Genomic DNA, 12,740 nt, shown 5'->3' with positions numbered 1-12,740 from the left:
TTACTCTTCCAGCTTGCTCAGCAGGTACTTCGGTTCGCCGATGCGCTCGATCAGGTCCAGCTGGGTTTCCAGCCAGTCGATGTGCTCTTCTTCCGAATCGAGGATCTTCACGAACAGCTGGCGGCTGACGTAGTCACCGACCGAATCGGAATAGGCCACGGCCTCGCGCAGGGTGACCACGCCATCCCGTTCCAGCGACAGGTCGCACTGCAGGATCTCGGTCGGGTTTTCACCGATGCGCAGCTTGCCCAGCGCCTGGAAATTCGGCAGGCCTTCGAGGAACAGGATGCGGTCGGCGAGCATGTCGGCATGCTTCATCTCGTCTATCGATTCCTTGTACTCGTGTTCGGCCAGTTCCTTGATGCCCCAGTTCTTCAGCATCTTGGCGTGCAGGAAGTACTGGTTGATCGCGGTCAGCTCGTTGTAGAGGACCTTGTTGAGGAATTCGATGACCTTGGTGTCGCCCTTCATGGGGATGCTCCTGCACGCTGAAAACGCAGGCACTTTAGCGCCTTGCGTGCAGCCGTGAAGGAACGCGAATCGTGCGCATTGGCCAGTGCGGCCAGCAGTGAAGGACGAGGAAGCGGCGTCAACGCGCCGCGAAAAAGATCAGGCGACCTGGGCCAGGCCGAGTACCGGCAGGGGCAGATCGTGGGTGGCACGTGCCTTGGCCAGCAGATCGCCGGCCATTTCCAGGCAGGAACCGCAGGTGGCGCCACAGCCGGTACGCATGGTCAGTTCGGCCACCGTGCTGACGCCATGTCTGGCGGCTTCGCGGATCTGGTGGTCGGTGACTCCGTTGCAGATGCAGACGTACACAGGCGGGAACCGGGCTGACAGGCCAGAAGCGGCCTGTTGGGTATTCCAATGGAAACGAGAATGGTTGTCAATCATAGACCTGAACCATTCTCGATACCGTTCAGCCGGTCAGCTCGCCGGGCCGTCGCCCGTCGCCTTCTTCGGCCAGTAGCCGCGGGTGCGCGGGCGCTTGCGCGGGCGGTCATGGCCGGCGGTGTGGCCCGGCATCCAGGCCTCGGCGGCACTCTTGGGCATGGCGGTCACCCCCTGCCCGGCCACCCCGCGCGCCAGCGGCGCCAGATGTCGCAAGGCACGCGCGTAGACGCCGCGCTTGAACATCACCACGTGCTCCACCGGATACCAGAAGTCCACCCAGCGCCAGTGGTCGAACTCGGGCGAGTCGGTGTGGTCCAGCTTCACGTGGGATTCGTCGCCGGTCAGGCGCAGCAGGAACCAGACCTGCTTCTGGCCGATGCAGACCTGCCGCTCGTTGCGGCGGATGGCCCGCGCCGGCAGCTTGTAGCGCAGCCAGCCGGGCGTTGCCCCGAGCACTTCCACATGCTCAGGCAGCAGGCCGGTCTCTTCCTGCAGTTCACGATACATGGCCTCGACAGGCGTCTCGTCGGTGTTCATGCCTCCCTGCGGGAACTGCCAACCATCCCGGCGCACGCGTCGTGCCCAGAACACCTGGCCGTCCTGCCGCATCAGCACGATGCCGACGTTCGGTCGATAGCCGTCCGGATCGATCACGATGCGGACTCCTAAGAAAATCTACTGGTCGGGACTATCCCATGCCCTCTGTCGGCCCACAAGCGCGATACAAAAGTGTTGACAGGGGCGATACACATCCGCAGAATAGCGGGCTCACCAAGGCTATGTAGCTCAGCCGGTTAGAGCACAGCACTCATAATGCTGGGGTCGGTGGTTCGAGTCCACCCATAGCCACCACACTGAAAATCAAGTTGTTTTTCAGTGTGAAAAGTGAGAAAATAGTTGCACGTTTTGCCCCGTCGCCAAGCGGTAAGGCACCTGACTCTGACTCAGGCATTCGGTGGTTCGAATCCATCCGGGGCAGCCAAATTAAACGCAAAAGGCCAGATCTTTCGATCTGGCCTTTTGCGTTTAGTTTAGGTCACGCATACCACCGACCAGGAGCAGGCGAGCATCGGCTCGCTCTACAGGAGACACAGGGTCGGATCTTTTCCGCAGGGAAAGGCCCTGACCTCACTCTCTCCAATGCACACCCCCAGAACGACAAAAGCCCGGCCGAAGCCGGGCTTTTGCGTTTCCATCCAGCGGGCTCCCGAAGGAGCCCAACCAGGCGCGGTAAATCAGCGCTTGGAGAACTGGGTGGCGCGGCGGGCCTTGTGAAGACCGACCTTCTTACGCTCGACTTCACGGGCGTCACGGGTCATGAAGCCGGCCTTGCGCAGCTCGGACTTCAGGGTTTCGTCGTACTCGACCAGAGCACGAGCGATGCCCAGGCGGATCGCACCGGCCTGGCCGGTGGTGCCGCCGCCAGCGGCGGTGACCAGGATGTCGAAGCTTTCGGTGTTCTTGGTCAGCTCGAGCGGCTGGCGCACGATCATGCGCGCGGTCTCACGACCGAAGAACTCGTCCAGCGGACGGCCATTGACGGTGATGTTGCCCGAACCCTTGCGCAGGAACACGCGAGCGGTGGAGGACTTGCGGCGGCCAGTGCCGTAGTTTTGAGTGATAGCCATGATTAGATATCCAGAACCTGCGGCTGCTGTGCGGCGTGCGGATGCTCAGTGCCGGCGTAGACCTTGAGCTTGCGGTACATCTGGCGACCCAGCGGGCCCTTCGGCAGCATGCCCTTCACGGCGATCTCGATCACGCGCTCCGGGTGGCGCTCCAGCGCCTGGGCCAGGGACTCGGTCTTCAGGTTGCCGATGTAGCCGGTGAAACGGTGATACATCTTGTCCTGCAGCTTCTTGCCGGTGACGGCAATCTTTTCTGCATTGATGACGACCAGGTAGTCGCCGGTATCAACGTGCGGGGTGTAGACCGGCTTGTGCTTGCCACGCAGACGGCGGGCCAGCTCGGTGGCGAGACGGCCCAGGGTCTTGCCCTCGGCGTCGACGAGGTACCAGTCGCGCTGGACGGTCTCGTTCTTGGCAGTGAAAGTGCTCATGAAGAACTCTAGGTTAGGTCGGGCTCATTGCGGCGAAAGGCTCGCCGGAACTCTGCCACGCGTTGTGAAAAGGTGAAGCGTAAGAGGCGGGATTGTACTCACCTTGCAGGGCGCACGCAACCCTGCCCCAGTGCCGGGTTGGCAGGGGCGCGGGGCCGGGCGAGAATCGAGGGGTCTTCCGCCCCACCGCTTACTGCCATGCCCGTGCTCCGCCAGACCACCCCACTGGACCACCTGCTGACCGAGGCGCAGCGCGCCCTGGACACGGTGTTCGGCAATCCGCCGGCGGCCCGCCCCTACCCGGCGGCGGACACCGACGAACCCGGCATGGACAGCGCCGAGCGGCGCCATGCCGCGGGCCTGATGCGGATCAACCACGTGGGCGAAGTCTGCGCGCAGGGCCTGTACTTCGGCCAGGCGGCCGTGGCCCGCGACCCGGCCACGCGTGAACACCTGCTGGAAGCGGCGCAGGAAGAAACCGACCACCTGGCCTGGTGCGCCACCCGGCTGGGTGAGCTGGACAGCCGTCCGAGCCTGTTCAATCCGCTGTGGTACGCCGGCAGCTACACCATCGGCACCCTGGCCGGGTTGCGCGGCGACGGCTGGAACCTGGGCTTCGTGGTCGAGACCGAGCGCCAGGTGGAGGCCCATCTGGACGAGCACCTGGTCGACCTGCCGGCCGGGGACCTGCGCAGCCGCGCGGTCATCGCGGTAATGAAGGAAGACGAGGCCCGCCACGCGGACCACGCCGAGCAGGCCGGCGCACGCCGCCTGCCATTCCCGATTCCCGGGGCGATGGCGCTGGCCTCCAAGATGATGAAGACCATCGCCTACCGGTTGTAGCCGCGACACGGGGTCGGATCCCTTTTCCATCGGAAAAGCGCTCTGACCCCATCATGGATCGCGCCCGTCAATCAGTTGGGCGAAACCAGCTTCAGGCCGATCACGCCGGCCACGATCAGCCCCACGCATGCCAGGCGGGCCGGCGATGCGCTGTCGTTGAACAGGTAGATGCCCAGCACCGCCACGCCCATGGCGCCGATACCGGTCCAGATCGCATAGGCCGTACCAACCGGGATGCTCTTCATCGCTTGGCTCATCAGGTACAGGCTGATCAGCGCGGACACTACCGTGGCAGCGGTGGGCAGGGGTTTGCTGAAGCCTTCGGAGTACTTCATTCCGAGGGCGAAACCGATCTCGAACAGGCCGGCCAGCAGCAGGTAGATCCAGGGCATGGGTGGGGGCTCCTTACCTTTCTTGAAAAAAACGAAACGGCCCGGTGTTTTCACACCGGGCCGTGGGTCGGTACATCACCGTGGAACCATATCGCCTGCGCGACACCAGTTCCACGGGGCGGGTCGTCCCGCCTGGGCGGCGATGCCTGCGGGCATCGCGCATGGGGCTTACTCGGACAGGTTCCGGCCGTGGAACAGCTCTTCGATCTCGCGCTTGAGCAGCGCTTCGATCTTCATGCGTTCCTTGAACGACAGGTTCTTGGCCTTTTCCTCGAACAGGTACTGGTCCAGGTCGAAGTCCTTCAGGTGCATCTTCGTGTGGAAGATGTTTTCCTGGTAGACGTTGACGTCGAACATCTCGTAACGCGACTTGATGTTCTTGGCCAGGAAGTTCTGGATCGAGTTGATCTTGTGGTCGATGAAGTGCTTCTTGCCCTTCACATCGCGGGTGAAGCCACGGACGCGGTAGTCCATGATCACGATGTCCGACTCAAGGCTTTCGATCAGGTAGTTCAGGGCCTTCAGCGGGGAAATCACGCCACAGGTGGCCACGTCGATATCCGCGCGGAACGTGGCGATACCTTCCTGCGGATGGGTTTCCGGGTAGGTGTGGACAGTGATGTGGCTCTTGTCCATGTGCGCGACCACGGCATCGGAGATCAGCTCCTTGCCGGCCAGCTTCTTGTCGATCACCGGCTCTTCGGAGATCAGGATGGTCACCGAGGCACCCTGCGGGTCGTAGTCCTGGCGGGCCACGTTCAGGATGTTGGCGCCGATGATCTCGGCGACATCGGTCAAGATTTGAGTCAGCCTGTCGGCGTTGTACTCTTCATCGATGTATTCAATGTAACGCTGACGCTCCTCTTCGGTGCGCGCGTAACACACGTCATAGATGTTGAAGCTCAGCGCCTTGGTGAGGTTGTTGAAACCCTGCAGCCTCAGGCGAGGCAACGGCTTGACCACGGCGGTCGATTCCTGTGTAAGAAGGGAAAGGGGGAATTATGGGGCAAACTGCCCCCGGGGGGAACGTGAAGACGCAAGAGTTCTGGCACACTGTTTGCCCTTAACAATTGCGCTGGTTAAGCTCCGCTATCGACCCCGTGAATCCGTTCATGCGCAGAGGGAGCGCTCCTATCGTGTCAACCGTGCGCCTAGCTAGCAGTCCACTGGCCTTGGATATCGCCACCATCGATCGTTTCCTGGCGCACAGCCACCGGCGGCGATATCCCACCCGTACCGACGTCTTCCGACCCGGTGACCCGGCGGGAACCCTGTACTACGTTGTCAGCGGCTCGGTTTCGATCATGGCCGAGGAAGATGACGATCGCGAGCTTGTGCTGGGCTACTTCGGTGCCGGCGAGTTCGTTGGCGAAATGGGCCTGTTCGTCGAATCGGACCGCCGCGAGGTGATCCTGCGGACCCGTACCGCCTGCGAGCTGGCCGAAATCAGCTACGAGCGCCTGCACCAGCTGTTCCTCGGCCCGCTGTCGGCTGATGCCCCCCGCCTGCTGTACGCGCTGGGCCAGCAGATCTCCAAGCGCCTGCTCGATACCAGCCGCAAGGCCAGCCGCCTGGCATTCCTGGACGTCACCGACCGGATCGTGCGCACCTTGCACGACCTGGCCCAGGAACCGGAAGCGATGAGCCATCCGCAGGGCAGCCAGCTGCGCGTGTCGCGCCAGGAACTGGCCCGCCTGGTCGGCTGCTCGCGCGAAATGGCTGGCCGCGTACTGAAGAAGCTGCAGACCGACGGCCTGCTGCATGCACGCGGCAAGACCGTGGTGCTGTACGGCACCCGTTGACCGTTGAGCACCCGGTGGGTGCGGACCTTGGTCCGCACTCCTTCGCGCGCTAGGCTCGGTGCATGGAACTGAGCAGCGAATTCTGGTGGTTCATCCTCATCGGCCTCGGCGCGCAACTGGTCGACGGCGCGCTGGGCATGGCTTTCGGCCTGGTCTCATCGTCGGTGATGCTGAGCATGGGCCTGCCGCCGGCGCAGGTCAGCGCCAGCATCCACACCGCGGAAGTGTTCACCACCGGCGCCTCGGGTGTGTCGCACCTCGCCGCCGGGAATGTCGATAAACGCCTGTTCCTGCGCCTGGCCCTGCCCGGCGCGGTGGGCGGCGCGGTGGGCGCCTACGTACTCACCCAGATCCCCGGCGACATCATCCGGCCATTGATCTACCTGTACCTGCTGGTGCTGGCGATCATCATCCTGGCCCGCGCCGCCGGGCGCTGGATGCCCAAGGGCGAGATCCGCCGGGTACCGGTGCTGGGCTTCTTCGCCGGCCTGCTGGACGCCAGTGGCGGCGGTGGCTGGGGGCCGGTGGCCACGTCCACCCTGCTCGCCCGCGGCGGCCAGGCGCGCACCACCATCGGTACGGTCAACGCCGCCGAGTTCATCGTCACCCTGACCATCTCGGCCACCTTCCTGCTGTCGATGGGCGTGCAGCACCTGCAGATCGTTGCCGGCCTGCTGATCGGCGGCATGATGGCCGCACCGGTAGCGGCGATCCTGGTCAAGCGGGTGAAGGAGCGCTGGGTGCTGGTGGCCGTTGGTGTGCTGGTGCTGGGCATCAGCCTGTTCCAGATCGGCCATGCGGTGTACGGGCACCTCTACCGCTGAAGCATCTCCTGTAGAGCCGAGCCATGCTCGGCTGCGGACACACGGATCCCGCAACGAAGAGCAGCCGAGCATGGCTCGGCTCTACAACAGGCGCGGGTCAGGCCTTGTCGCCGCCGCGGTCGACGCAGCCCCAGTTGAGGATGCGGGTGCCGGCCGGCAGCACGCTGCGGAAGAAATCCACCTTGGAGCGCTTCGGGTTCACCACCACCGGCGCCTTGGCGGCCAGCAGCAGCGGCAGATCGGCGGTGCTGTCCGAATACGCGATGTCGATCTCGCCGTAGCCGCGCTCGCGCAGCATGCGCATCTTCTCTTCGTTGTGGCAGTGGCGGGTCGGGCCGACGCCACCCAGTCGCGGGCCGACCTCGGTGCCGATCACCGGTACGTCCTGGTGGGCCACGAAGGCCAGGATGGCGCGAGCCAGTTCCGGCGGCGCGCCGGTGGCAACCACCACGCGGTCACCCTTGGCGCGGTGGGCCGCAAAGACCTCCAGCGCCTGCGGCAGCAGCTTGGCGCGCATCTGCGCCTCGTTGCGCAGCACGTAGGCGTCGATCACCTTGTTGAAATCGCGCGCACGGTGCAGGCCGAAACTGCCGATCCACACATAGACCGAAATACCGGTACGCCGGGTCGGCAGCATCGCCACCAGCGGCCCGGCAATCGGCGTCACCAGCAGGGCGGCCAGCATGCGCAGCGGGTTGCGCTTGATCAGCGAGGCGAACAGGTGGGTGCCCGAATCGCCGTCGTAGAGGGTGTGGTCGAAGTCGAAGACCACCAGCGGCGCATCCCCGCGCGGCGTTGGATAGTGCGTTGTCATGCTGCGAAGAATAGCTGACGCAGGCCCTCGCCCGGCTCTTCCACGCGCATGAAGGCCTCGCCGACCAGAAAGGCATGGATGCCGGCATCGCGCATCAGGGCCACGTCCTGCGGGCCGAGGATGCCGCTTTCGGTCACGAGCAGGCGGTCGCGCGGCACGGCGTTCTGCATGTCCAGCGTGGTCTGCAGCGAGACCTCGAAGGTGCGCAGGTTGCGGTTGTTGATGCCGATCATCGGCGCCGGCACCTGCAGTGCGCGCTCCAGTTCGTCGATGTCATGCACTTCCACCAGCACGTCCATGCCCAGCGACAGGGCCAGTTCGGACAGGGTGGCCAGCTGGGTGTCGTCCAGTGCAGCGACGATCAGCAGGATGCAGTCGGCGCCCAGCACGCGCGCTTCGTACACCTGGTAGGCGTCGATCACGAAGTCCTTGCGCAGCACCGGCAGCGTGCAGGCTTCGCGCGCCTGCTGCAGGTAGGCGTCGGCGCCCTGGAAGAAATCGATGTCGGTCAGCACCGACAGGCAGCTGGCGCCGCCGAATTCATAGCTGACGGCGATGTCGGCCGGGCGGAAGTCCGGGCGGATCACGCCCTTGGACGGGCTGGCCTTCTTCACCTCGGCAATCACCGCCGGGTCGCCGTTGGCCACGGCCGCCTGCAGCGCGCGCACGAAGCCACGTACCGGCGGGGCGCTTGCCAGTGCGGCCTGCAGCGCCTCGAGCGGGCGCTGGGCACGGCGCTGGGCCACTTCTTCGGCCTTGCGGGCCAGGATCGTCTGCAGGATGTCGCTCATCGTCTTCGGTTCGGTGCGGGGGCGGTGAGGACGGCCATTATCGGCCATCAAGAGGGTCAGGCTGAACCGCGCGCTCAGGCAACCAGCGCGTGGGTGGTCTCCACATACTGCTGCAGGCGCTGGCGGGCGCTGCCGTTGGCGATGGCGGCACGTGCGCGGGCCAGGCCGTCACCGATATCGCTGGCCACGCCGGCCACGTACAGCGCGGCGCCAGCATTCAGCGCGACGATGTCCAGCGCCGGGCCGGGCTCGTTGTCCAGCACGGCGCGCAGCATCTGGATGGACTGCTCCGGGCCGTCCACGCGCAGGTTGCGGCTGGCCGACATGGCGATGCCGAAGTCTTCCGGGTGGATCTCGTACTCGCGCACCTTGCCGTCGCGCAGTTCGCCGACCAGGGTGCCGGCGCCCAGCGAGATCTCATCCATGTTGTCGCGGCCCCAGACCACCATCGCACGCTCGGTGCCCAGCTCACGCAGCACGCGTGCCTGGATACCCACCAGGTCGGGATGGAACACGCCCATCAGCACCGAGGGCGCGCTTGCTGGATTGGTCAGCGGGCCGAGGATGTTGAAGATGGTGCGCACGCCCATTTCGCGGCGCACCGGCGCGACGACCTTCATCGACGGATGATGGATCGGCGCGAACATGAAGCCGATGCCGGTCCGGTCGATCGCAGCGGCCACCTGGTCCGGCTGCAGTTCGATCACTGCGCCCAGCGCTTCCAGTGCATCGGCGCTGCCGGACTTGGACGACACGCTGCGGTTGCCATGCTTGGCCACGCGCGCGCCTGCAGCAGCGGCCACGAACATCGAACAGGTGGAGATGTTGAAGGTGTGCGAGCCATCGCCACCGGTGCCGACGATATCCACCAGGTTGGAGGTATCGGCCACCGGCACTGGCCGGGCGAATTCGCGCATCACGGTGGCCGCCGCGGCGATTTCGTCCACGGTCTCCTTCTTCACGCGCAGCCCGGTGAGGATTGCGGCGGTCATCATAGGCGAGACATCGCCGCGCATGATCTGCCGCATCAGGTCGACCATTTCGTCGAAGAAGATTTCGCGGTGTTCGATGGTGCGGTGCAGGGCTTCCTGGGGGGAGAAGCTCATGGGAATGCTCCTTGGATCAGGCCGCCGGGCGCTGCAGGAAATTGCGCAGCAGGGCGTGGCCGTGTTCGGTGAGGATGGATTCGGGGTGGAACTGCACGCCTTCCACCGGGAACTGGCGATGGCGCAGGCCCATGATCTCTTCGATCGAGCCGTCGTCGTTCTCGGTCCAGGCGGTCACTTCCAGCACATCGGGCAGGCTGTTCTTGTCCACCACCAGCGAGTGGTAGCGGGTGGCCTGGTAGCGGTCCGGCAGGCCGGCAAACACGCCCTTGCCTTCGTGGCGGATGGGCGAGGTCTTGCCGTGCATGATGTTGCCGGCACGGATGACCGTGCCGCCGTAGACCTGGCCGATGCCCTGGTGGCCCAGGCACACGCCGAGGATCGGCGTGGTCGGGCCCAGGCGCTCGATCAGCTCCAGCGACACGCCCGCCTCGTTGGGCGTGCACGGGCCGGGCGAGATGACGATGCGCTCGGGCTTCTGCGCAGCGATCTCGTCCACGCTCATCGCATCGTTGCGCACCACCTTCACCTCGGTGCCCAGCGTCTGCAGGTACTGCACGAGGTTGTAGGTGAAGCTGTCGTAGTTGTCGATCATCCACAACATGGTCAGGTTCCGTCGCTTATCAGGAAAATGGCGTATACGTTTTCGGTGTAGGTGATGGGCGCGGCCACCAGCAGTTCGCCAGCCGCCGGCGCCGGCGCCGCGCGGCTGCCAGTGACCTGTATCCGATCCAGTGCGGTACTCTCGCCGTCTGCATAGCCGTCTGCGCCTGCGGCCGGGCCTGCAGTCGGCCAACTGCCTGCCTGCACGCCGTAGGCGAAACTGGGGGCCACATCGGAGATGCTGTAGAGGCCGGTGATCTTCGCGCCATAAGCGCCGGCCAGCCCCTTCGCCGATGCGCGGGTCTCGGCAGCGGCCTCGGCCTTCAGTTCGGCGCGCAGACGGGCCGCGTTGGCATAGGTGGGCACGGCCGTGCTCACCTGCACTTCGCGGCTGGCCTTCAGATCACCCAGGAAGTCCTTCAGTGCTTCGGCACTGGCAAACGATGCCGTCAGGCTGCGGCTCGCCTCGATTCCGTTGAACACCTCTTCATCATCGCGGTAACGCGTCGACGGCGTGATGCTCAGGTTGTCCGCACGCACGCTGTCCTTCAGGGCGCCATGCTTCTCGAAGAGCTGCAGTACCCGCTCGGTATTTCCCTGCACGCGCTGGCGGGCAACGCTGGTCTGCATGTCGACCGACGCCAGCGCCACCTTCACGGTGAAGCGGTCCGGCATGACGGTGCGGGTGGCACTGCCCTTCACCAGCAGGTGCGGCTGCGAAGGAATGGTATTGGCCTGTGCCCACGCAGACGGGGCCATCGTGGCCAGCAGTAACGACCACAGCAATGCGCTCAGCAGCTTCATGCGGTACTCCTTGTCTTGAATGGGAACAGCAGGAGGTGCCGCGGCGCAGGCCACGGCACGGAAAGGCTCACAGGCCCTTGGCAGCCTGGGCGACGGCGCGGAACAGCGCGCGGCCCTTGTTCATCGTCTCGTCCCATTCCTTGTCAGGGTCCGAGTCGTAGACGATGCCGGCGCCGGCCTGCACGTACAGGCGGCCATCCTTGATGACCGCAGTGCGGATCGCGATCGCAGTATCGGCATCGCCATGCCAGCCGATGTAGCCGATGCTGCCGGCGTACACATTGCGCTTGATCGGTTCCAGCTCGCGGATCACTTCCAGCGCGCGGATCTTCGGCGCGCCGCTGACCGTGCCAGCCGGGAAGGTGGCACGCAGCACGTCGGCGTAGCTCAGGCCCGGCTGCAGCTGCCCGGTCACTTCGCTGACGATGTGCATGACGTGGCTGTAGCGCTCGATCACGAACTGCTCGCCCACTTCCACAGTGCCAGCCCTGGACACGCGGCCGGCATCGTTGCGGCCGAGGTCGATCAGCATCAGGTGCTCGGCGCGTTCCTTCGGATCGGCCAGCAGTTCGGCTTCCAGGGCCAGGTCCTGCTCGACGGTGGCACCGCGCGGACGGGTGCCGGCAATCGGGCGCACGGTCACTTCACCATCCTGCAGGCGCACCAGGATTTCCGGCGACGAACCGACCACCTGCAGGTCGCCGACATCGAGGAAATACATGTACGGCGACGGATTCAATGCACGCAGCGCACGGTACACATCCACCGGGCGCGCCTTGAACGGCACGCTCAGGCGCTGGCTCAGCACCACCTGGAAGATGTCGCCGGCCCGGATGTATTCCTTGCTGCGCTGGACCGCATCGACGAAGCCTTCGCGGGTGAAACCGGAGACGAAATCGGACTCGTCCAGCACATCGCTGTTGAGCGGGGCGGGATAACCGGCCCCCGGTGCACGCAGCTTGGCGGTCAGTGCATCCAGGCGCGCCTGCGCCTGCTCGAACGCGCCCTCGACGCGCGGGTCGGCATGCACGATCAGGTACAGGCGGCCCTTGAGGTTGTCGAACACCGCCAGCTCGTTGGAGTCCAGCAGCAGGATGTCCGGGGTGCCCAGCTCATCACGGCCGGCCGGCGGCGCCAGGCGCGGTTCGATGTAGCCGATGCACTCGAAACCGAACCAACCAACCAGGCCACCGGTGAAGCCCGGCAGGCCGTCCAGCTTCGGCACCGAGTGGGCGCTGCGCAGCGCCTCGACCTCGGCGAACGGGTCGGCCACCTCGCGGGTGTCCACCACCTGGCCGTCCTCGCGCACGGTCAGCGTATGGCCGTGGAAGGCGTACACGCGGCGCGCCGGCAGGCCGATGATCGAGTAGCGACCAAAGCGCTCGCCGCCTTCGACGGATTCAAACAGGTAGGTATTGGGGCCGTCGGCGAGCTTCAGATAGACCGAAAGCGGCGTGTCCAGGTCGGACAGCACTTCGCGGACGACGGGAATATGGGTGTGGCCTTCAGCGGCCTGCAGCTGAAACTGAGCATGCGAGTTCAAGACGACTTTCCTTCCGGGACACAGCGTTATGGGGGCGGACGACGGCAACGGGCCACCATCGCCACCAACGGCGTGCGGAAGAAAGGGTATGCGGGGTCGTCAGGCTGGACACCCCTTGACTGTATCGCAGGATCGGCGGGAGGGGAACCCTGGGAAACTGAACCACGGGAAAGCACAGGGCTGATGGCGGGGACCGGCGCGATAACCGGTCGAGTCGACTGTCAGTCGACTTGCGCGTGTAGCGCGGGGTTTTACGCCGTCGGAA

The 12,740-nt window shown here is 65.1% G+C and carries 16 protein-coding genes and 2 tRNA genes; 5 read left to right on the top strand and 13 right to left on the bottom strand.

Going from position 1 to position 12,740, the window contains the following annotated elements; translation table 11 throughout:
- The 3 genes from bfr to AC5P8Z_RS10510 all read right to left on the bottom strand — a co-directional run bounded on the left by bfr (position 1) and on the right by AC5P8Z_RS10510 (position 1,548).
- A complete protein-coding gene (gene bfr, locus AC5P8Z_RS10520) occupies positions 1 to 471 on the bottom strand; it encodes a bacterioferritin (protein WP_005419804.1) in 471 nt (156 codons plus the stop codon).
- A gap of 138 nt (positions 472 to 609) precedes the next feature.
- Positions 610 to 819, bottom strand: a complete 210-nt coding sequence (locus AC5P8Z_RS10515) for a (2Fe-2S)-binding protein (protein ID WP_286070178.1) — start codon at positions 817 to 819, stop codon at positions 610 to 612.
- Positions 820 to 927: 108 nt separating this feature from the next.
- Complete coding sequence (locus tag AC5P8Z_RS10510; RefSeq protein WP_005411310.1) at positions 928 to 1,548, bottom strand: RNA pyrophosphohydrolase; 621 nt, start codon at positions 1,546 to 1,548, stop codon at positions 928 to 930.
- Between the two features lie 121 nt (positions 1,549 to 1,669).
- Here AC5P8Z_RS10510 and AC5P8Z_RS10505 point away from each other — a divergent pair.
- Both AC5P8Z_RS10505 and AC5P8Z_RS10500 read left to right on the top strand, forming a co-directional pair.
- A tRNA-Met gene (locus AC5P8Z_RS10505) sits at positions 1,670 to 1,746 on the top strand.
- Between the two features lie 55 nt (positions 1,747 to 1,801).
- Positions 1,802 to 1,876: transfer RNA gene (locus AC5P8Z_RS10500), tRNA-Gln, on the top strand.
- A 253-nt stretch (positions 1,877 to 2,129) separates the two neighbouring features.
- Here AC5P8Z_RS10500 and rpsI read toward each other — a convergent pair.
- Complete coding sequence (gene rpsI, locus AC5P8Z_RS10495) at positions 2,130 to 2,522, bottom strand: 30S ribosomal protein S9 (RefSeq protein ID WP_005411311.1); 393 nt, start codon at positions 2,520 to 2,522, stop codon at positions 2,130 to 2,132.
- A gap of 2 nt (positions 2,523 to 2,524) precedes the next feature.
- Positions 2,525 to 2,953 (bottom strand): 50S ribosomal protein L13, encoded by a 429-nt coding sequence (rplM, locus tag AC5P8Z_RS10490; protein ID WP_005414692.1) that lies wholly within the window; start codon positions 2,951 to 2,953, stop codon positions 2,525 to 2,527.
- A gap of 198 nt (positions 2,954 to 3,151) precedes the next feature.
- On the opposite strand from rplM, the gene coq7 reads away from it, so the two are divergent.
- Positions 3,152 to 3,796, top strand: coding sequence for a 2-polyprenyl-3-methyl-6-methoxy-1,4-benzoquinone monooxygenase (gene coq7 / locus AC5P8Z_RS10485; RefSeq protein WP_286070186.1), 645 nt, complete (start codon positions 3,152 to 3,154; stop codon positions 3,794 to 3,796).
- Between the two features lie 71 nt (positions 3,797 to 3,867).
- On the opposite strand, the gene AC5P8Z_RS10480 is transcribed toward coq7, so the two are convergent.
- Together AC5P8Z_RS10480 and speD are read right to left on the bottom strand one after the other, a co-directional pair.
- A complete protein-coding gene (locus AC5P8Z_RS10480) occupies positions 3,868 to 4,188 on the bottom strand; it encodes a DMT family transporter (RefSeq protein WP_005411314.1) in 321 nt (106 codons plus the stop codon).
- 168 nt (positions 4,189 to 4,356) lie between these two features.
- Positions 4,357 to 5,151, bottom strand: a complete 795-nt coding sequence (speD, locus tag AC5P8Z_RS10475; protein WP_005411315.1) for an adenosylmethionine decarboxylase — start codon at positions 5,149 to 5,151, stop codon at positions 4,357 to 4,359.
- A 149-nt stretch (positions 5,152 to 5,300) separates the two neighbouring features.
- Here speD and crp point away from each other — a divergent pair, with 149 nt between their 5' ends.
- Both crp and AC5P8Z_RS10465 read left to right on the top strand, forming a co-directional pair.
- The gene (gene crp / locus AC5P8Z_RS10470; protein ID WP_012481435.1) at positions 5,301 to 5,990 is read left to right on the top strand and encodes a cAMP-activated global transcriptional regulator CRP; all 690 of its coding nucleotides are present in this window, start codon (positions 5,301 to 5,303) and stop codon (positions 5,988 to 5,990) included.
- A 62-nt stretch (positions 5,991 to 6,052) separates the two neighbouring features.
- Positions 6,053 to 6,814, top strand: coding sequence for a sulfite exporter TauE/SafE family protein (locus AC5P8Z_RS10465; protein ID WP_054172646.1), 762 nt, complete (start codon positions 6,053 to 6,055; stop codon positions 6,812 to 6,814).
- 97 nt (positions 6,815 to 6,911) lie between these two features.
- Here AC5P8Z_RS10465 and AC5P8Z_RS10460 read toward each other — a convergent pair whose 3' ends face one another.
- From AC5P8Z_RS10460 to trpE, 6 genes are all read right to left on the bottom strand, one after another.
- Positions 6,912 to 7,628 (bottom strand): haloacid dehalogenase-like hydrolase, encoded by a 717-nt coding sequence (locus AC5P8Z_RS10460; RefSeq protein ID WP_286070187.1) that lies wholly within the window; start codon positions 7,626 to 7,628, stop codon positions 6,912 to 6,914.
- On the bottom strand, positions 7,625 to 8,419 hold the full coding sequence (gene trpC, locus AC5P8Z_RS10455; protein ID WP_197594386.1) for an indole-3-glycerol phosphate synthase TrpC: 795 nt from the start codon (positions 8,417 to 8,419) through the stop codon (positions 7,625 to 7,627). The genes AC5P8Z_RS10460 and trpC overlap by 4 nt, the downstream gene beginning before the upstream one ends.
- A gap of 74 nt (positions 8,420 to 8,493) precedes the next feature.
- Complete coding sequence (trpD, locus tag AC5P8Z_RS10450; RefSeq protein ID WP_495229003.1) at positions 8,494 to 9,525, bottom strand: anthranilate phosphoribosyltransferase; 1,032 nt, start codon at positions 9,523 to 9,525, stop codon at positions 8,494 to 8,496.
- A 16-nt stretch (positions 9,526 to 9,541) separates the two neighbouring features.
- On the bottom strand, positions 9,542 to 10,129 hold the full coding sequence (locus AC5P8Z_RS10445) for an anthranilate synthase component II (RefSeq protein WP_495229002.1): 588 nt from the start codon (positions 10,127 to 10,129) through the stop codon (positions 9,542 to 9,544).
- Positions 10,130 to 10,131: 2 nt separating this feature from the next.
- Positions 10,132 to 10,932: an SIMPL domain-containing protein gene (locus AC5P8Z_RS10440; protein ID WP_495229001.1), complete on the bottom strand. Its 801-nt coding sequence runs from the start codon at positions 10,930 to 10,932 to the stop codon at positions 10,132 to 10,134.
- Between the two features lie 67 nt (positions 10,933 to 10,999).
- Positions 11,000 to 12,475 carry an anthranilate synthase component I gene (trpE, locus tag AC5P8Z_RS10435; RefSeq protein ID WP_286070191.1) on the bottom strand — a complete coding sequence of 492 codons (1,476 nt, stop codon included), beginning with the start codon at positions 12,473 to 12,475 and terminating at the stop codon, positions 11,000 to 11,002.
- Between the last annotated feature and the right edge of the window lie 265 nt (positions 12,476 to 12,740).

It is taken from the genome of Stenotrophomonas sp. YJH_SMC_17 (assembly GCF_059371655.1).
The sequence above is the reverse complement of the archived record's forward strand: the minus strand, read 5'-3'. Positions and strand labels throughout refer to the sequence as shown.